This window comes from Alkalispirillum mobile, from assembly GCF_003664325.1.
GTDB classification, from domain to species: domain Bacteria; phylum Pseudomonadota; class Gammaproteobacteria; order Nitrococcales; family Halorhodospiraceae; genus Alkalilimnicola; species Alkalilimnicola mobilis.
Genome location: NZ_RCDA01000001.1, coordinates 610,172 through 627,582, shown reverse-complemented (window position 1 = coordinate 627,582; position 17,411 = coordinate 610,172). Strand labels below are relative to the sequence as shown.

18 protein-coding genes are annotated in these 17,411 nt (G+C 68.0%); 13 read left to right on the top strand and 5 right to left on the bottom strand.

What is annotated here, in order from left to right; genetic code table 11:
• Window positions 1–5: 5 nt before the first annotated feature.
• From alaC to DFR31_RS02905, 6 genes are all read left to right on the top strand, one after another.
• Window positions 6–1,223 (top strand): alanine transaminase, encoded by a 1,218-nt coding sequence (gene alaC, locus DFR31_RS02930; protein ID WP_211328258.1) that lies wholly within the window; start codon window positions 6–8, stop codon window positions 1,221–1,223.
• On the top strand, window positions 1,220–2,533 hold the full coding sequence (locus DFR31_RS02925; RefSeq protein WP_121441153.1) for a homoserine dehydrogenase: 1,314 nt from the start codon (window positions 1,220–1,222) through the stop codon (window positions 2,531–2,533). The genes alaC and DFR31_RS02925 overlap by 4 nt, the downstream gene beginning before the upstream one ends.
• A gap of 21 nt (window positions 2,534–2,554) precedes the next feature.
• Window positions 2,555–3,691 carry a threonine synthase gene (gene thrC / locus DFR31_RS02920; protein WP_121441152.1) on the top strand — a complete coding sequence of 379 codons (1,137 nt, stop codon included), beginning with the start codon at window positions 2,555–2,557 and terminating at the stop codon, window positions 3,689–3,691.
• Between the two features lie 10 nt (window positions 3,692–3,701).
• Window positions 3,702–4,721: a phosphoglycerate mutase gene (locus tag DFR31_RS02915; protein ID WP_121441151.1), complete on the top strand. Its 1,020-nt coding sequence runs from the start codon at window positions 3,702–3,704 to the stop codon at window positions 4,719–4,721.
• A gap of 67 nt (window positions 4,722–4,788) precedes the next feature.
• Complete coding sequence (gene recJ, locus DFR31_RS02910) at window positions 4,789–6,522, top strand: single-stranded-DNA-specific exonuclease RecJ (protein ID WP_121441150.1); 1,734 nt, start codon at window positions 4,789–4,791, stop codon at window positions 6,520–6,522.
• A 30-nt stretch (window positions 6,523–6,552) separates the two neighbouring features.
• Window positions 6,553–7,242 (top strand): zinc metallopeptidase, encoded by a 690-nt coding sequence (locus tag DFR31_RS02905; RefSeq protein WP_121441149.1) that lies wholly within the window; start codon window positions 6,553–6,555, stop codon window positions 7,240–7,242.
• Here DFR31_RS02905 and DFR31_RS02900 read toward each other — a convergent pair.
• Entirely contained in the window at window positions 7,232–8,410 is a 1,179-nt protein-coding gene (locus tag DFR31_RS02900; RefSeq protein ID WP_121441148.1) for an HD-GYP domain-containing protein, read from the bottom strand. The genes DFR31_RS02905 and DFR31_RS02900 overlap by 11 nt on opposite strands.
• A 237-nt stretch (window positions 8,411–8,647) precedes the next feature.
• Here DFR31_RS02900 and DFR31_RS02895 point away from each other — a divergent pair, with 237 nt between their 5' ends.
• The 4 genes from DFR31_RS02895 (at window position 8,648) to DFR31_RS02880 (ending at window position 10,762) form a co-directional block, all read left to right on the top strand.
• Complete coding sequence (locus tag DFR31_RS02895) at window positions 8,648–8,842, top strand: DUF3149 domain-containing protein (RefSeq protein ID WP_121441147.1); 195 nt, start codon at window positions 8,648–8,650, stop codon at window positions 8,840–8,842.
• A gap of 278 nt (window positions 8,843–9,120) precedes the next feature.
• Window positions 9,121–9,639: a hypothetical protein gene (locus DFR31_RS02890; RefSeq protein WP_147436931.1), complete on the top strand. Its 519-nt coding sequence runs from the start codon at window positions 9,121–9,123 to the stop codon at window positions 9,637–9,639.
• A 3-nt stretch (window positions 9,640–9,642) separates the two neighbouring features.
• Window positions 9,643–10,290, top strand: coding sequence for an SCO family protein (locus tag DFR31_RS02885; RefSeq protein ID WP_121441145.1), 648 nt, complete (start codon window positions 9,643–9,645; stop codon window positions 10,288–10,290).
• Window positions 10,291–10,306: 16 nt separating this feature from the next.
• On the top strand, window positions 10,307–10,762 hold the full coding sequence (locus tag DFR31_RS02880; protein ID WP_245971069.1) for a copper chaperone PCu(A)C: 456 nt from the start codon (window positions 10,307–10,309) through the stop codon (window positions 10,760–10,762).
• A gap of 12 nt (window positions 10,763–10,774) precedes the next feature.
• Here DFR31_RS02880 and thiD read toward each other — a convergent pair whose 3' ends face one another.
• Entirely contained in the window at window positions 10,775–11,602 is an 828-nt protein-coding gene (gene thiD / locus DFR31_RS02875) for a bifunctional hydroxymethylpyrimidine kinase/phosphomethylpyrimidine kinase (protein ID WP_121441143.1), read from the bottom strand.
• Between the two features lie 2 nt (window positions 11,603–11,604).
• A complete protein-coding gene (locus DFR31_RS02870; protein WP_121441142.1) occupies window positions 11,605–12,357 on the bottom strand; it encodes a UDP-2,3-diacylglucosamine diphosphatase in 753 nt (250 codons plus the stop codon).
• A gap of 130 nt (window positions 12,358–12,487) precedes the next feature.
• Between DFR31_RS02870 and gltX the strand changes: the two genes are divergently transcribed.
• The 3 genes from gltX to DFR31_RS02855 are packed head-to-tail and all read left to right on the top strand — an operon-like array spanning window position 12,488 to window position 15,769.
• Window positions 12,488–13,924: a glutamate--tRNA ligase gene (gene gltX, locus DFR31_RS02865; protein ID WP_121441141.1), complete on the top strand. Its 1,437-nt coding sequence runs from the start codon at window positions 12,488–12,490 to the stop codon at window positions 13,922–13,924.
• A 43-nt stretch (window positions 13,925–13,967) separates the two neighbouring features.
• The gene (gene cysS / locus DFR31_RS02860) at window positions 13,968–15,353 is read left to right on the top strand and encodes a cysteine--tRNA ligase (RefSeq protein WP_121441140.1); all 1,386 of its coding nucleotides are present in this window, start codon (window positions 13,968–13,970) and stop codon (window positions 15,351–15,353) included.
• A 2-nt stretch (window positions 15,354–15,355) separates the two neighbouring features.
• A complete protein-coding gene (locus DFR31_RS02855) occupies window positions 15,356–15,769 on the top strand; it encodes a DUF2802 domain-containing protein (protein ID WP_121441139.1) in 414 nt (137 codons plus the stop codon).
• A 3-nt stretch (window positions 15,770–15,772) separates the two neighbouring features.
• Here the strand turns inward: DFR31_RS02855 and DFR31_RS02850 are convergent, their stop codons facing one another.
• Both DFR31_RS02850 and fliK read right to left on the bottom strand, forming a co-directional pair.
• Window positions 15,773–16,114 carry an EscU/YscU/HrcU family type III secretion system export apparatus switch protein gene (locus tag DFR31_RS02850; protein WP_121441138.1) on the bottom strand — a complete coding sequence of 114 codons (342 nt, stop codon included), beginning with the start codon at window positions 16,112–16,114 and terminating at the stop codon, window positions 15,773–15,775.
• Window positions 16,115–16,118: 4 nt separating this feature from the next.
• On the bottom strand, window positions 16,119–17,321 hold the full coding sequence (gene fliK / locus DFR31_RS02845; protein ID WP_121441137.1) for a flagellar hook-length control protein FliK: 1,203 nt from the start codon (window positions 17,319–17,321) through the stop codon (window positions 16,119–16,121).
• Window positions 17,322–17,411: the final 90 nt, after the last annotated feature.

Sequence of the window (17,411 nt, the reverse complement as noted above, 5' to 3'; positions counted from 1 at the left end):
TGAACCTGAGCGAAGAGTTTCCCCGAATCAAGCGCCTGCCGCCGTATGTCTTCAATATTGTCAACGAGTTGAAGGCCGCCGCGCGGGCACGCGGGGAGGACATCGTAGACTTCGGGATGGGGAATCCGGACCAGCCCACGCCGCAGCATATCGTCGACAAGCTCTGCGAGGCGTCGCAGCGGGGGGACACCCACCGCTACTCCGTCTCCCGCGGCATCCCCCGGTTGCGTCGCGCCATCTGCAACTGGTATCGCGACCGGTACGACGTGGACCTCGATCGTGAGACCGAGGCCATTGTCACCATCGGCTCGAAGGAAGGCCTGGCGCACTTGGCGCTGGCCACACTGGCACCCGGTGACGCGGTGCTGGTGCCCAACCCGGCCTATCCCATTCATCCCTACGGGGTGGTGATCGCGGGCGCGGACATCCGCCACGTGCCGATGCAGCCCGAGGGCGATTTCTTCTCCGAACTGGAGAAAGGCATCCGGGACAGCTACCCGAAGCCCAAGATGCTTATCTTGAGCTTCCCGTCCAATCCCACCACCACCTGCGTGGACCTGGAGTTCTTCGAAAAGGTGGTGGCGATCGCCCGGCAGCATCAGATCTGGGTGGTACACGACCTGGCCTATGCCGATCTGGTCTATGACGGTTACGAGGCGCCGTCCATCCTGCAGGTGCCGGGTGCGAAGGAAGTGGCCGTGGAGTCCTTCTCTCTGTCCAAGAGCTACAACATGCCGGGCTGGCGGGTGGGCTTCATGTGCGGCAACCGCCACCTGATCGCTGCGCTGGCGCGGATGAAGTCCTACCTGGACTACGGCATGTTCACGCCGATCCAGGTGGCGGCCATTGCCGCCCTGGAGGGCCCGCAGGACTGCGTGAAAGAGATCCGCGAGACCTACCAGCGGCGGCGGGATGTGCTTTGCGAAGGGCTCAACGCCGCCGGCTGGGAGGTGGAGAAGCCCCGGGCCACTATGTTCGTCTGGGCGCGGATTCCCGAGCGGTACCGGGACATGGGCTCGCTGGAATTCGCCAAGAAGCTGCTGCGCGATGCGAAGGTTGCCGTCTCGCCCGGGATCGGCTTCGGTGATTACGGGGACGATTATGTCCGGTTTGGGCTGATCGAGAACGAGCACCGCACGCGCCAGGCCATACGCTGCATCAAGCAAATGTTCCGCACGGACGGTCAGCACGACCATCAACAGGAAGGGGAGGTGAGCTCTTGAAACCGGTGAAAGTCGGGCTGCTAGGCCTGGGTACCGTGGGCAGCGGTACCGTCAATATCCTTGAGCGCAACAGCGATGAGATCACCCGCCGTGCCGGTCGTGAGATCCAGGTGGTTGCCGCGGCCACCCGCCACCTGGACCGGCCGCGCAGTTGTCGTACCGAGGGTATCCGCCTGACCGCCGACCCCTTCCAGGTGGTGGACGATCCGGAAACCGAGATCATCGTCGAGCTGATCGGTGGCTACGAGCCGGCCCTGGAGCTGGTATTACGGGCCATCGACAACGGCAAGCACGTGGTCACCGCCAATAAGGCGCTCATCGCCCTGCACGGCAATGAGATCTTCGCCCGTGCGCGGGAGAAGGGGGTCACGGTGGTCTTCGAGGCGGCCGTGGCCGGCGGGATCCCCATCATCAAAGCCATGCGCGAAGGGTTGACCGGTAACCGCATCCAGTGGCTGGCCGGGATCATCAACGGCACCGCTAACTACATCTTCACCGAGATGTTCTACGCCGAGCGCGAGTTCGGCGAGGTGCTGGCCGAGGCGCAGCGGCTGGGCTACGCGGAGGCCGACCCCACCTTCGACGTGGAGGGCATCGACGCGGCGCACAAGCTCACCATCCTGGCCTCCATCGCCTTCGGCATCCCGCTGCAGTTCGACAAGGTGCACGTGGAGGGGATCGCCCACGTGACCGCCGAGGACGTGGCCTGGGCCGAGGAACTCGGTTACCGCATCAAGCATCTGGGTATCTGCGTGCACGAGGAGAACGGCTACTCCCTGCGCGTGCACCCGACGCTGCTGCCCCAGCGCCACATGCTGGCCAACGTGGACGGGGTGATGAACGCGGTGATGGTCAGCGGCGATGCGGTGGGTCCGACCCTCTACTATGGCCCGGGCGCCGGCTCTGAGCCGACCGCCTCGGCGGTGGTCGCCGACCTGGTGGACGTGGTGCGCGAGTTCAACCTCGAGCCCGAGAACCGCGTGCCCTACCTGGCCTTCCAGTCCCACTTCCTGTCCAACGACCCGGTGCTGGACATGGGCGAGGTGGAGACGGCGTACTACATTCGCCTGATGGCCCAGGACGAGCCCGGCGTGCTGGCCGATGTCACGCGCATTCTGGGTGAGCTCGGCATCAGCATCGAGGCCATCATGCAGAAGGAGCCGGCGCCGGGTGCCGAGGACGTACCGGTTATCTTCCTGACCCACCGGGTCAAGGAACACCGCATGAACGCCGCCATCGAACAGATCGAGGGCCTGCCGGCCGTCAATGGGCGCCTGACGCGCATCCGCGTCGAGCGTTTTGATTCCTGAATCATCGAGGTTCGTACACCCATGCCGTTTCGCCCGCGTTATACCGGTCTTATCGCCAAGTACCACGACCGTCTGCCGGTCAAGGATGACAGCCGCCTGATCAGCCTGGGGGAGGGCAACACGCCCCTCATCCGGCTGAACAACATCCCGGGCGAGCTGGGCAAGGACGTGGATATCTACGTCAAGTACGAGGGGCTCAACCCCACCGGGTCGTTCAAGGACCGCGGCATGACGATGGCCGTGACCAAGGCGGTGGAGGAGGGCAGCAAGGCCATCATCTGCGCCTCCACCGGCAATACCTCCGCCTCGGCGGCGGCCTACGCCGCCCGCGCCGGTATCAAGGCGTTCGTGCTCATCCCCGATGGCAAGATCGCCATGGGCAAGCTGGCCCAGGCCATCATGCACGGCGCCGAGGTGCTGCAGATCCGCGGCAACTTCGACGACGGGATGCGCCTGGTCAAGGAGGTGGCCGAACATGCGCCGGTGACCATCGTCAACTCGGTGAACCCCTACCGCCTGCAGGGGCAGAAGACCGCGGCGTTCGAGATCGTCGAGGAGCTGGAGCGGGCCCCCGACTACCACTGCCTGCCCGTGGGCAACGCCGGCAATATCACCGCCCACTGGATCGGCTACTGTGAGTACTCCGGGCGCGGCGAGGGCATCCTCACCGAAGCGTGCAGCCTGTGCCACGGCCACTGCCGGTACGCCAGCGCCATCGTCGACAAGCGCCCGGTCATGGTGGGCTACCAGGCCAGCGGCAGCGCCCCCTTCCTGCGCGGCCACATGGTGGATGACCCGGACACCGTGGCCACCGCCATCCGCATCGGCCACCCGCAGTCCTGGGACTACGCCTGGAAGGTCAAGGAGGAGTCCGGCGGCTGGTTCGACGAATGCACGGACGGGGAGATCCTTGAGGCCCAACGGCTGCTCGCCGACCGGGAAGGCGTCTTCTGCGAGCCGGCCTCGGCCACCTCGCTGGCCGGCGCCATGCGCGATATCCGCAACGGGGTCATCCCCGAGGGCAGCACCGTGGTCTGCACGCTCACCGGGCACGGCCTGAAAGACCCGGACGTTGCCATCCAGCAGTCCAGCGACGCCCTGCGCACCATCGACGCCACGCTGGACGACGTGCGTCGCGCCATCACCGACCGGCTGTAAGCGAGCAGGGATGGCCAGCTCCAGTACGCTCCACCTGATCCTGCCCGGGCTGCTTGGCCCGGTGCCCCGGGCGGCCGCCACGGCCCCCGAGGTCCAGGGCCGCTTTCCCGGCCTCAGTGCTCTGCTCAGCCGGGCCCGCAAGGAGCGGGCGCCGGGCGGTGATCTGGGCACCGTGCTCTCCGCCTGGCTCACCCACCCGGAGGGGCTCAACGCCGGGCCGCTGGGCTTGCTGGGCGACGGCGGGACACCGGGCGATGAGTACTGGTTCCGCGCCGACCCGGTCATGCTGCAGCCGGACCGGGACCGTATCGTGGTCTTTCATGGTGATGCGGCCCTGCCGGACCGCACCGAGGCCGATGAACTGGTCATGGCCTTCAACGGTTTCTTCTCCGACGACGGCCTGGTGCTCCATGCGCCCACACCGGAGCGCTGGTATCTGCAGGTGCCCGAGGAACTGGCCGCCGTCACCACCACGCCACTGCTGCAGGTCATCGGTCGGGGCATGGGGGAGCATCTGCCCGCCGGGCCGCGGGGCAGCCGTTGGGCCAGTCTGCTCAACGAGGCCCAGATGCTGTTCCACAGCCACCCGGTTAACCAGGCCCGCGAGGACCAGGGGCGGCCGATGATCAACGGCCTCTGGCCCTGGGGTGGGGGGCGGCTCCGGCCCCTGGAATGGCGCCATCGGCCCGCGGGGCTGCATAGCGACAACCCCACCGTGGCGGGCCTGGCCAAGCACACCGGGGTGTCGGTCGTACCGCTGGATTGCGATCGCCTGCCACCGGAAGACGAAGGCGACCACCTGGTGATCACCGACGGGCCCGCGGCCGCCCTGGCCGCTCAGGACCTCGGGGGCTGGCTGGACTGGCTCGAGGCCCTGGAACGGGGATGGTTTCGCGGGCTGGCCGGTAACCAGCGCCGGGTGCGGCTGGATGCCGGCACCGGTCGTGCCTGGTGCCGCGACGGCAGCGGCCGCTGGCGCTTCTGGCGGCGCGAGCACGACCTTGGTCACTGGTTGAGCCTGGAGGGCTGACCGGGGAACTTCCGTTTGCGGGTGCGCCTGGCCAGGAGGGCAGCGGCCCGCTCCGACTGGATAACCCATGCGCCGGATAGTCCGACGTCCCGCCACCGATCTACCCGCTGAATTGACCCGCAGGCTGCCCGAGGTGCTGCAGCGGGTCTATGCCCGCCGCCCGATACAGTCTGCGAATGAGCTGGAGCTGGGCCTCGACCAGTTGCTGCCGCCGGACGATCTCGCCGGTACGGCGCGGGCCGCTGAAGTGCTGGCCGGCGCCATGCGGCAACAGGCGCGCATCTGCGTGGTGGGCGATTTCGATGCCGATGGCGCCACCAGCTGTGCGCTGGCGCTTCGGGGGTTGCGGGCGATGGGTGCGAAGCGTGTGGGCTACCTGGTGCCCAACCGCTTCGAGTACGGCTACGGGCTTACCCCGGAGCTGGTGGAGTTGGCGGTAAGGGAGCAGGCCCCCGACCTGATCATTACCGTGGACAACGGTATCTCGAGCCTGGAGGGCGTCGCCGCGGCCCGGGCCCGGGGCATCCCGGTGGTGATCACTGACCACCACCTGCCGCCGGAAAAGCTGCCGGACGCCGAGGCGATCGTAAACCCCAACCTCCCGGAGCAGGCCTTCGGGAGCCGGAACCTGGCCGGGGTCGGGGTGATGTTCTATGTGCTTGCCGCGCTGCGCAGCCACCTGCGGCGGGCTGGCTGGTTCGAGGCGGAAAAGCTGTCCGTGCCCCGCCTGGACCGGCTACTGGACCTGGTGGCCCTGGGCACCGTGGCCGACGTGGTACCGCTCGACCACAACAACCGTATTCTCGTCTCCCAGGGGTTGGGCCGCATTCGCGCCGGTGTGGGTTGCGCCGGCATTCGCGCCCTGCTGGAGGTGGCCGGGCGAGAGCCGGACCTGCTGGTGGCGAGCGACCTGGGCTTCGCCGTCGGCCCCCGGCTCAATGCCGCCGGGCGACTCACCGACATGGCCCTGGGCGTGGAGTGTCTGCTCACCGACGACCCCCAGCGGGCCCGGGCGCTGGCAGCGCGTCTGGACGGGTTGAACCGCGAACGTCGGGATATCGAGGCACGGATGACCGGTGAGGCGCTGGAACTGCTCGGCGACCTGGGCGACCCGGTCTCCGGCCAGGCGCGCCCGATGGGGCTGTGCCTGTCGGACGAGGCCTGGCACCAGGGCGTGATCGGCATCCTGGCCTCGCGGCTCAAGGAGCGGTACCAGTGCCCGGTGGTGGCCTTTGCCCCCACCGGAGACGGTATGCTGAAGGGGTCCGGGCGCTCCATCCCGGGGCTCCACCTGCGCGATCTGCTGGAGGCGATCAATCGGCAGTACCCGGGGCTGATCCCCCGCTTCGGGGGGCACGCCATGGCGGCGGGCCTGAGCCTGAAGGCGTCGGACTTCCCCCTGTTCCAGCAGGCCTTCGAGGCCACCCTTGAGGAAGAACTGGAGGGTGGTCTGCCGGATGGCGAGATCGCCACGGACGGCGAGTTGGCGGGCGCGGAGCTCGGCCTGGCGGCCGCCCGTCAGCTGCGTAAGGCGGGCCCCTGGGGGCAGGGCTTCCCCGAGCCCGTCTTCGACGGCCGGTTCGAGGTCCTCGGCACCCGTATCGTCGGGGAGCGGCATGTGCGCATCAATCTGGCCCACCCCGAGGGGCGGGCACCGCTGGAGGCGATCGCTTTCAACGGTGTGGACCGGGGCTGGGACGGCCTGGACGGGGCCTGCCCGCGGTTGGCCTACCGGCTTGATGTCAACCGCTGGCGGGGCCGTGAGCGCCCGCAACTGGTGGTGGAGCACGTTGAGGACTGAGGCGTTGGCGACCGGATTCCGGGAAGCGCGATGATTGCACTGGTCATACTGGGGCTGTTGCTGTTGGCGGTGCTGTACCTGCCCAGCTGGTGGGTCAAGCGCGTCATGAGAAAGTACAGCGCGCCGGCGGATCGCTACCCCGGCACGGGCGGCGAACTCGCCCGCCACCTGCTCCAACGGGCCCAGCTTGACGAGGTGAAGGTGGAGGTGACCGAGCCGGGCGCCGACCATTACGACCCGGAGGCCCGCGCCGTCCGCCTGTCCCCCGACAACTACCGCGGCCGCTCCCTGACCGCCGTCACCGTCGCCGCCCACGAAGTGGGTCACGCGTTGCAGCACGCCAGCAACTACCCGCCCTTCAAGGCGCGGGGCCACCTGGTGCGGTTGGCCGCCGGAGGGCAGCGGCTGGGGGCGATCATGATGTTCGCCATCCCGGTCGTCACGCTCCTGGTGCGGGTGCCAGCGCCCGGCCTGCTGCTTTTTGTCGCCGGGCTGCTCTCCATGGGCCTGGCGGCGGTGGTGCATCTGGTCACGCTGCCCACGGAGTGGGATGCCAGCTTCGGTCGGGCATTGCCCATGTTGGAGCGGGGCGAGTACCTCAAGCCGGTCGACTACCCCCACGCCCGCAGGATTCTGACCGCGGCGGCACTGACCTACGTGGCGCAGTCGCTGGTCAGCCTGCTCAACGTCTGGGCCTGGCTCAAGATGCTCAAGCGCTGACGGCTCTGTAACCCCAGATGGCCGGCAGGTCCAGGTGCCAGGCCTGGTAGTTGCGCTGGTGTAGCCCCGATACGGTGAGCGTTCCGTACTCGCACTGGCGGTGCACCGGCTTCAGGTAAGGCTCGCCCCCGCGCTTGAGCACACTGGCCACCCGGGGCTGCGAGATATCCTCGCCGCGCTCCACCACCACGGCCACCTCGCCGTTGCTCAGGTCCACGTAAACCCCGGGCGGGTAGACCCCCAGTACCTTGATGAAGTACTGCGCCAGCGCGGCGTCGTACTGGCGGCCCCGTTGGGTGAAGATATCGCGTAGCGCATCCTGCGCCGGAACCGCTTCACGGTAGACCCGCGGGGTGATCATCGCCGAGTAGACATCCGCCAGGGACAGGACGCGGGCCTCGGGTGAAATGGCCTCTCCGGTCAGCCCCTGCGGGTAACCGCTGCCGTCCAGTTTTTCGTGGCTCTGTGCCACGGCAGTCAGGCAGGTGGTGTCGGTGACCCCGGCGGCCTTGAGCAACGCGACCGACCGTTCCGGGTGCCGCTCCAGTTCCCGGCGCTGAAAGGGCGTCAGGGGTTCGACCTGCGTCTCCAGGTCCTGCTGGAATGTCAGCATGCCTACGTTCGAGGTCAGGGCCGCGGCCAGCAATCCGCGTCGACGGTCGACCGGGAACCCGGCCCGGCGGCTCACCAGCTCGGAGATGATCGCTACCTGCACCGGATGGCGCAGGGCGTAGGGAAAGTCGGCGGCGAGGTGCACCGCGCCCAGCGCCGCATCGGGGTTGCTGTCCACCAGGTAGGCCAGCATGTCCAGCAGTTGCGAGAGCGACTGCTCGGTCGCGCCTCGCTCGCCGGCCTCCAGTTGCTGGAACAGGGCCTCCAGTCGCACGGTAATGTGATTGAACAGCGCGAAGGGGTTGCGGCGGGAGCGTTCCGCCTGCAGGCGTTTCAATTCCGCCTGCTCGGCGGCGACCCGCTGTTCTTCCAACTCTTCCGGCTGCAGTTCCCGCAACCCAGCGTGCACCAGAACATCCTTCTGCCGCTCCGTATGAATGGTTGCCCCCCGTTGCAGGAGCAGCCAGCCGTAGCGGTCGAACACCGGCCAAGGGGCCGGTTCGCCGATCATCAGGTCGGAGGACTTCAGGGGGGTGAGTTGGATATCGCCGCTCATTCCATTTTCCCGCAGGTATTTGCGTTCATTATTACCCAGCAATAAGGAATGAAAAAGGGCGGACTAGCGGGACGAGGCCGTTGCGGCACGTTGTCACAGGCCCTTGCACACACCGCTGCATCGCTAGATGATCTTTGAAAGACCCCAATTAAAGTGCGTATAAATTGAGTGGTTAGCTGGGTCTTTCCCGCACTGCGGGCGGTCCTCCACGGTTAGAGAGTCAAGGGATTTAGGCTTATGGAACTCTGGATAGAACTGTTAACGTCCTGGATCGGCATCCTGTCGCTGTCGGTCATTGTGTTCATTATCGGCATGGCGGCCTTCTTTATCGCCTTCTTTGTGCGCAAATCCAGAGAGCCGGGCGACGGACAGCCGGACTTGGGAAGCGAGCGGATTCCGGGCAGTCAGCGCCACCCCGGGCACTCGCAATAACCGGCGCGCCCTGCCACCCGTGCAGGGCGGTTTCCGTGGGGCCGGGCAGGGCGTGCGTCCTGTCCGGCCCTCGTGCGTCTGGCTTCCCCGTTCCGTGCCCCGACGGCCGGTAGCCCGGAACCGCGTACCCGCCCGTGCCGGCGGCGCCGCGGTTATCCGCACTGTGGCATTTCACACACCGGCTGCGTGATATACCCTGATTGGCACGAGACGCATATCAGTAAGTGACTGTTTTTTATGTCGTCATAAGTTGGCCTGCTTCCTGCTAAGGTAACGGCGTGTCCATTAATCAGATCCTCACTGTGGTTCTTATGGCCCTCATCCTCGCCCTGCTTATCGTGCTGGGCTGGAGGGGGCCTTCTCTTTTGCAACCGTCCGTGGGCGACGAGGCCGAGGTGGTGGGTGACTGCGACCTGCACAGCGGTGCCTGCGAGGCGCAGTGGGACGACGGGACACACCTGACCTTCCAGATCACCCCGCGGCCGATCCGCATGCAGACCCGCCTGCAACTCGAGGCGGAGGTGAGCGGGCCGCTGGCGCCTGATCGTGTACAGGTCGATTTTCAAGGGCTGGAAATGTACATGGGGTACAACCGCCCGGAGTTGGAAGCGCAGGGCGACCGTTGGCACAGCGAGGGCATCCTGCCCCTGTGCGTGACCGACCGCATGACCTGGGAGGCCACGGTCATGTTGCATCGCGGGGAGGATGAGGAGGCCGTTCGTACCGCACGCTTCCGGTTCGAGACCCGCCGTGACGAGGCCGGTGACCTGTCCGCCGAGGCCCTGGATTCGGAGTAGTCTGTGAAGAACGATAAACGACTCACGGCCCTGTTGGTCCTGTTGATTCTGCTCCTGATCGGCGCCCTTTACTGGGTGGTGGTCGGGCTGGGTGAGTCCCCTGAGGGTGCGGAGCAGGCCGGGCACCAGCAACTGGAGCTTGCCGCCGAGCCGGTGGGCGGCGACTTCACCCTGACCAGTAAAGCGGGCGAGGTCTCGCTGAGCGACTTCCAGGGCCAGGTAGTGCTTATCTACTTTGGCTATGTCTTCTGCCCGGACGTCTGCCCGGATTCGCTCGCCCGCATCGCCGGCGCGCTGGAGCAGCTGGACGAGGACCAGCAGGCGGAGGTTCAGCCCCTGTTCATCAGTGTCGACCCGGAGCGGGACACCCTGGAGCACCTGGACCATTACACCCGCTGGTTCCACGAGGATATCCTGGGCCTGACCGGCGATCCCGAGGTGATCAGCGATGTGGCGGACCGTTACGGGGCCGCCTACCGGCGGGTCGACGGGGACGAAGAGGCGGGCTACCTGGTGGACCATTCATCCTTCTTCTACCTGGTGGACCGCGACGGCGCGCTGCAGGAGATCCTGTCCCATGGCATGGACCCCGGTGAGCTGGCGGTGGCGCTGCAGGATGCACTCGCCTGGGATGAGCAAGCGGAACAATAACAAGCGGAGGAACACGATGAAGCTAAAGGCGTTGGTTTCGTTGGGCGCGCTGCTGGGCGGGGCGGTCATGGCATCGGCCCAGGCGCTGGAGGTGAGCGACCCCTGGGTGCGCGCGATGCCGCCCGGGCACCACTCCACCGCGGCCTACATGGAGCTGCACAACAGCTCGGACGAGGACGTGCGGGTGGTGCGCGGGCAGGCGCCTGGGACCACCGAGCGCGTGGAACTGCATACCCATATCCACGATGACGGCGTCATGCGGATGCGCGAGGTGGAGTATATCGAGGTGCCGGCGGGTGAATCGGTGGCCCTGGAGCCGGGCGGTCTGCACGTGATGCTGATGGAACTCCCGGCCATGCCGGAAACGGACAGCGAGGTGGAGGTCATCCTCGAACTGGACGACGGCAGCGAGATCAGCGTGCAGGCGCCGGTCCGCGACCACCGCGGCGGCGGTCACGGACACGGTCACTAGGGGCGCCGCGCCTTAAAAGGGGCGGACGGTGTGCCGGTGGTTCACCGGCCCGGGGCCCTGGCCGAGATCGCGGGCGGTGCGCAGGGCCTCGTGCAGGTAGGCGCGCCCGCGGACTACCGCCTCGCGCACCGGCAGGCCCTGGGCAATGCCGGCGGCAATGGCGCTGGCCAGCGTGCAGCCGGTGCCGTGGGTGTTGCGGGTGGGCAGGCGGGGGGCCTCGAAGCACTCGGTGCCCTCTGCATCCGCCAGCACGTCCAGCACGTCGCCCTCCGTGGCGTGGCCGCCCTTCAGCAGCACCGCGTCCGGCCCTAGTTCCAGCAGCTCCCGTGCACCGGCGATGCGGGCGTCCCGGTCCGCCAGGGTGCGGCCGAGCAGTTTCTCCGCCTCCGGCAGGTTCGGGGTGAGGAGGGTGGCGCGGGGCAGCAGTTGCTCGCGCAGGCACTCCACCGCGGAGTCCGCCAGCAATTCGGCGCCGCTCTGGGCCACCATGACCGGATCCACCACCACCGGGGTGCGCGGCGCCTGGGTCTGCAGCGCCATGGCCACCGTCTCGATCGCCGGAACGTCGTGGAGCATGCCGGTCTTGATGCAGTCCGCCCCGATGTCGCCGAGCACGGCGGTGATCTGCGCCTGCAGGAAATCGGGCGGAACCGGCAGGATGTCGCTCACCTCGAGGGTATTCTGCGCGGTCAGGGCGGAAATAGCGGTGGCGGCGTAGGCGTCCAGGGCGGTGATGGTCTTGATGTCCGCCTGGATGCCGGCGCCACCGCCGGAATCGGAGCCGGCAATGACCAGTACCCGGGGTTCCACGGCCTGTGCGTCAGTGGCGGTCTCAGTCATCGTCAGCTCTCCTGCAGATCCTGCATGGTCAGGCCTTCCAGCCGGCACTCGTCGGGGGTGCAGCGTAACACGCTGCCCTGATCGAACCAGTCACCCAGGACGATACGATCTGCCGGCTCGCCATCCAGTTCGAACTCGTGCACCGCCGGCCGGTGGGTGTGGCCGTGAATCATGCGCAGCACCCCGTGCTGGCGCATCACCGAGGCCACCGCGTCGCCGTTCACGTCCATGATTTCATCGGCCAGCATGCTGTTGCGCTGCTTGCTGTGGTCGCGGGCCTCACGGGCCTTGGCCAGGCGCTGCTCCAGGGGCAGGGAGAGAAACTCGGCCTGCCATTTCGGGTCCAGCACCATGCTGCGGAATGCCTGGTACTCGGCATCGTCGGTGCAGAGGCTGTCGCCGTGCAGCAGCAGCGTCGGTTCGCCGTAGAGGTCGATCACGGTCTCCTGGGGCAACAGCGTGCAGCCGGTCAGCTCGGCGAGCCCATCGCCCATCAGGAAATCCCGGTTGCCGTGCATCACGTAGAGCGGGGTGCCGCTGGCAGTGAACTCGCGCATGGCCGCCAGCACCGGGTGCTCTGGGGGTAGCGTGTCGTCACCCAGCCAGACCTCGAACAGGTCGCCGAGGATGTAGAGCGCCTCGGCCTCGTGCTGCGCCTGCTGGAGGAAGGCCAGGAACAGCTCCACGATCTCCGGGCGCTGTTCGTCCAGGTGCAGGTCGGCAATAAACAGGGTCTGGGCCCGCTGGGCTGTCATCGGCGTCCTCTTGTCGGTCATGCAATCGCAGGGGAAAGGATACTGCGCCGCCTGTCGTGGACGCAAAACGGGTGTTTGTCGGCAGCCGGTTTTGCGCGGGATGAGGCCGGCCGGCTAACATAGCGCGGTTATGACCAACAAAACCGTTAAAACCCGATTTGCACCCAGCCCCACAGGCCGCATGCACCTGGGCAACCTGCGCACGGCGTTGTTCAACGCCCTGCTGGCCCGCAGCGCCGGCGGCGCCTTCCTGCTCCGCATGGAGGACACCGACCAGGCGCGGAGCAGCGAGGCCCACGCCAGAGCCCTGATGGCCGATCTGCGCTGGATGGGTCTCGACTGGGACGAGGGCCCCGAGGCGGGCGGCGATGCCGGTCCTTATGCGCAGTCCGGGCGGGGCGAGGTCTACCAGCGCTACTACGACCAGTTGGTAGCTGCCGACCTGGCCTACCCCTGCTACTGCACCGAGCGGGAGCTGGAGCTCTCGCGCAAGGCCCAGCGCGCCTCCGGCAAGCCGCCTCGGTACGCCGGCACCTGCGCGCACCTGACCACGGAGGAGCGCGCGCGGCGCGAGGCCGAGGGGCGTAAGCCGACCCTGCGCTTCCGGGTGCCGGCGGAGCAGACCGTCACCTTCCAGGACCTGGTACGCGGTGAACAGCGCTTCCCCACGGAGGAGATCGGCGATTTCATCATCCGGCGGGCGGACGGCACATCGGCCTTCTTCTTCTGCAACGCCGTGGATGATGCGCTGATGGGGGTGACCCATGTGCTGCGCGGTGAAGACCACCTGACCAACACCCCGCGCCAGCTGATGCTGCTGGAGGCCCTGGGATTGCCGCAGCCGACCTACGGCCACATCAACCTGATCACCGGCGAGGATGGCGCGCCGCTGTCCAAGCGCAACGGCAGCCTGTCGGTGGAGGAGTTGCGCGAGGCCGGCTGGCTGCCCGGCGCGGTGCTCAACTACCTGGCGCGGCTGGGGCATCACTACACGGGTGAGGTGGAGTCGCAGCTGCTGGACCTGCAGGGGCTCGCGGACCACTTCACCACCGACGCCCTGGGCCGCGCCCCGGCGCGGTTCGACCGCCACCAGCTGACCCACTGGCAGCAGCTGGCGGTCCACAAGGCCGATGACCCGACCCTGGCGCCCTGGCTCGAGCAGCTGCCGGATAATCTCTCCGCTGATCAGCGCCGGGCGCTGCTGGCAGCGGTGCGCGACAACATTGCCTTTCCCGCCGATCTGGCGGCGTGGGGCCGGCGGGTCTTCGGTGAACTGCCGGAGCCGGAGGAGGCCACGCAGGACGTGATCCGGGAGGCCGGGCCGCAGTTTTACGCCGCGGCCCTGGACGAGCTCGACACCGCCGGGGGCGATTTCTCCGCCCTGGCCAAGGCCGTGCGCAAGGCCACCGGGGCCAAGGGCAAGGGGCTGTTCATGCCGCTGCGTGCCGCGCTCACCGGTTTGTGCCGGGGCCCGGAGCTGGGCCCGGTCTTCGCGCTGATGCCGGCGGAGGTGGCCCGCCGTCGCCTGGAGCAGGCGCGGGAACTGGCCACGGCGAATCCGTCCTGAAACACGTCCACTCATGGAAACAGACCTGACAACGGAAGCCGGAATGCTGCACATCCACAACAGCCTGACCCAGCGTAAAGAGCGCTTCGAGCCCATCGATCCCGGCCATGTGCGCATGTACGTGTGTGGCATGACGGTCTACGACTACTGCCACCTGGGCCACGCCCGGGCGCTGGTGGTATTCGACATGGTGGCCCGCTACCTGCGCCATCAGGGCTATCGGCTGACCTTCGTGCGCAACATTACCGACATCGATGACAAGATCATCCGGCGTGCCGCAGAGCTCGGTGAGCCCATGGGCGCGCTCACCGAGCGCTTCATCACCGCCATGCACGAGGACGCCGAGGCGCTGGGCGTGCTGCCGCCGGACCACGAGCCGCGGGCCACGGGCCATATTGACCCGATCGTCGCCATGATCCAACGGCTGATCGAGCGGGGCCACGCCTACGCTACCGATGAGGGCGATGTCTATTTCTCCGTGGCGAGTTACCCGGACTACGGCCGGCTGTCGGGCGAAAAGCTGGAGGACCTTCGCGCCGGGGCCCGGGTGGAGGTGGGTGAGCGCAAGCGGGACCCGGTGGACTTTGCCCTGTGGAAAGCGGCGCGGCCCGGAGAACCGGCCTGGCCCTCCCCCTGGGGTGATGGTCGACCAGGCTGGCACATCGAGTGCTCGGCCATGTCCACGGAGATTCTCGGCGAGCACTTCGATATCCACGGCGGCGGGCTGGATCTGAAGTTCCCCCACCACGAGAACGAGATTGCCCAGAGCGAGTGCGCGACCAGCCATCCTTTCGTCAACTACTGGATGCACAACGGCCATGTCCGCATCAACGACGAGAAGATGGCCAAGTCGCTGGGCAACTTCTTCACCGTGCGCGAGGTGCTGGCCGAGCACCGGGCGGAGACGGTGCGCCTGTTCCTGCTCAGCAGCCACTACCGCAGCCCGCTCAATTACTCGCGGGACGGGTTGCAGCAGGCGCAGGGGGCGCTGGAGCGCCTCTACCTGTCGCTGCGCGGCCTGCCGGAGGCGCCTGTACCGGACCCGGACCCCGAAGGGTACCGGGCGCGCTTTCAGGCCGCCATGGACGACGACTTCAACACCCCCGAAGCGCTGGCGGTGCTGTTCGACCTGGCCCGGGAGGTGAACCGGCTGCGCCAGCAGGACGACCAGGGGGCAGCCGCCATGGGCGCGCTGCTCAAGGATCTGGGTGGCGTGCTCGGGTTGCTGCAGGACGACCCGCAGGCCTTCCTCCGCGGAGGCGGGGCCGACAGTGACGACGACGCCGAGATCGACGCGCTGGTGGAACGGCGCACCGAGGCCCGCAAGAACAAGGACTTTGCCGAGGCGGATCGCATTCGCGATACGCTCGCCGAACGGGGTATCATCCTCGAAGACGGTCCACAGGGCACCACCTGGAGACGCAAATAAGCATGCCACTGCCTGACGCCCTTCCCCTCTATCTCGCCGCCGGGGCCCTGGTGCTGGTCCTGCTGGCATTGCTGGTGAGCTGGCGGGCGGTGGCAGCAGCGCGGCGGCTGGAGCAGCGGGTCGAGGGGCTGGAGCGCAGCCTGCGACGGACCAACGAGCAGTACCAGGGGCTCTCCGCCGCCGCGCTGGGGGCAGGGGACCAGATGGCCCAGACCCACCAGGAGCTGACCCGGCTCAAATCGCGCATGGAGCAGGTGGCGCAGAGCGGGCCGGCGAGCACCGGTTACGAGCAGGCCATCCGCATGGCGCGCAAGGGCATGGCGGCGGCGGAGATCATGGACACCTGCGGTGTCGGCCAGGTGGAGGCGGACCTGATCGTCCGGCTGCACGGCCCCCAGGCGGGCGCGCAGGAGTAGGGCTCAGTCCTCCCGGTCCGGCCCGTCCGGGGCCGGTCCCCCGTCATTGTGCCAGCCCTCGGGGACACGCCCCTTCACCAGGTAGGCGAAGGCGATCACCTCCGCCACCACGCGGTAGAGCGACTCCGGAATCTCCTGTTCCAGGTCAAGCTGCGAGAGCACCGCGACCAGGTCCGCGTCGGTGTCCAGCGGGACCTCGTGCGCTGCGGCCAGCTCAATGATGCGCTCGGCCAGCGGGCCGGCCCCTTTCGCGGTCACCCGCGGCGCACCCTGGCCGCCGTACTCCAGCGCAACCGCGAGCCGGCGTTTCCCCTCGTAGGTGTGTTTCTCGTCCCGATCGCTCATCCGCTCAGGCCTTCAGGTCCAGTAGAGGGCGGCGCTCGCCGCTGTAGGCGTCCGGGGCCTGGGGCGGCTGCCCCTGTTGGCAGACCACGTAGCCCAGTTCGAACCCCTGCGCCCGCAGCCGCGACTCCAGGTGGGGGAGCAACTCGTCCAGCACCGCCACCGTCGGGGGGCGCTCCGCCCACCAGGCCACGCTCACTGTCTCGCCGCGCAGCCGGATGATGGCGTCCAACGGACCGGTGGCGCGGAAGTCGAAGCCGAGACGCAGCTCCAGGGAGCGCCCCGCGTCTTCCTCGTCGCCGGACCCACCGGCCTCGTCCTCGCGCACCCGCATCCGGACCAGATCCAGGTCCTCCCCATGCTTGAGGGGCAGGTCGATGGTGAAATCCAGCCGTTGTTCCAGGGCGGCGGTCTGCACCTGCAGCAATTGCAGGCGGGCGAGCGCGCTTTCCGTCTGGCGCAGCAGCAGGGCCAGCAAACCGTCGGCGGGCATGCCCGTAGGCAGGGGCGCGGCGCGGCCGGCGGCCGACTCCTGACCCGCCCCGGTGCCCTGGGGTTGCCCGCTCTGGGCCTGGGCGCCACCAGCGGCGTGCTGGCGGATGCGGGCCGCCAGCCGCAGCAGAGCGGCCTTCAGGTCTTGATTGAGCAACTGCGCGCCGGCGCTGCCGGCCTGCTGCGGCGCTGGCCCCTGCAGCAGCGCAGCCAGCCGGGACTCCAGCAGCAGCCCGGAGCGCTGCAAGGCCTCGCGCAGGCCCTCCGGCCGACTGGCCTGCTCGGCGCTGGGGGTACTGGCGAGGACGGCGAGCACGGCCTCGCGCACCGGTGCCGGCAGGGCGGCGCGTTGACTGCTCTCCACGCCGGTACGCGCCAGGTTGCCCAACTGTTCCAGCAGTGGCGTCAGCGTGCCCTGCTGCGGGAGCAACGTGCGCAGGGCGTTGTTAATGGCGGGTTCCCGGCCGCGGTGCTCCAGCACCTTCAGATTGACTCGCGGCTGCAGTTCCGCCACCTGCAGGGTCAGGCGGTCCCCCTCGCGGAGGGGTATCTCGGAGCGTGCCCCCAGCAGGTGGTTGGCCATCTCCAGCGCCATACGGCCATCCGGGCCGGTGCGCACCGTGGCCTGCAGCACCTGGTCCAGGCGCAGGGCGAGCGCCGGCCGAGCGATGTTCGCCCCGCGAATCTCCAGTGTCGGTGTGGTGTGGGTGATTTTCATCGCGGGCTCCTGCACTGATTGTACACCCCATCCGGCGCGGCTGACGGCGCCCGGCAGGGTCGGCGGCAGTGGATTGCCGGTATAGCGTCA

Bases quoted from the DNA above. Each gene is read 5' to 3' on its own strand.
- thrC (WP_121441152.1), top strand. From the start codon at position 2,555: ATGCCGTTTCGCCCGCGTTATACCGGTCTTATCGCCAAGTACCACGAC.
- DFR31_RS02915 (WP_121441151.1), top strand. From the start codon at position 3,702: ATGGCCAGCTCCAGTACGCTCCACCTGATCCTGCCCGGGCTGCTTGGC.
- recJ (WP_121441150.1), top strand. From the start codon at position 4,789: ATGCGCCGGATAGTCCGACGTCCCGCCACCGATCTACCCGCTGAATTG.
- DFR31_RS02905 (WP_121441149.1), top strand. From the start codon at position 6,553: ATGATTGCACTGGTCATACTGGGGCTGTTGCTGTTGGCGGTGCTGTAC.
- DFR31_RS02900 (WP_121441148.1), bottom strand. From the start codon at position 8,410: ATGAGCGGCGATATCCAACTCACCCCCCTGAAGTCCTCCGACCTGATG.
- DFR31_RS02895 (WP_121441147.1), top strand. From the start codon at position 8,648: ATGGAACTCTGGATAGAACTGTTAACGTCCTGGATCGGCATCCTGTCG.
- DFR31_RS02880 (WP_245971069.1), top strand. From the start codon at position 10,307: ATGAAGCTAAAGGCGTTGGTTTCGTTGGGCGCGCTGCTGGGCGGGGCG.
- thiD (WP_121441143.1), bottom strand. From the start codon at position 11,602: ATGACTGAGACCGCCACTGACGCACAGGCCGTGGAACCCCGGGTACTG.
- DFR31_RS02870 (WP_121441142.1), bottom strand. From the start codon at position 12,357: ATGACAGCCCAGCGGGCCCAGACCCTGTTTATTGCCGACCTGCACCTG.
- gltX (WP_121441141.1), top strand. From the start codon at position 12,488: ATGACCAACAAAACCGTTAAAACCCGATTTGCACCCAGCCCCACAGGC.
- cysS (WP_121441140.1), top strand. From the start codon at position 13,968: ATGCTGCACATCCACAACAGCCTGACCCAGCGTAAAGAGCGCTTCGAG.
- DFR31_RS02855 (WP_121441139.1), top strand. From the start codon at position 15,356: ATGCCACTGCCTGACGCCCTTCCCCTCTATCTCGCCGCCGGGGCCCTG.
- DFR31_RS02850 (WP_121441138.1), bottom strand. From the start codon at position 16,114: ATGAGCGATCGGGACGAGAAACACACCTACGAGGGGAAACGCCGGCTC.
- fliK (WP_121441137.1), bottom strand. From the start codon at position 17,321: ATGAAAATCACCCACACCACACCGACACTGGAGATTCGCGGGGCGAAC.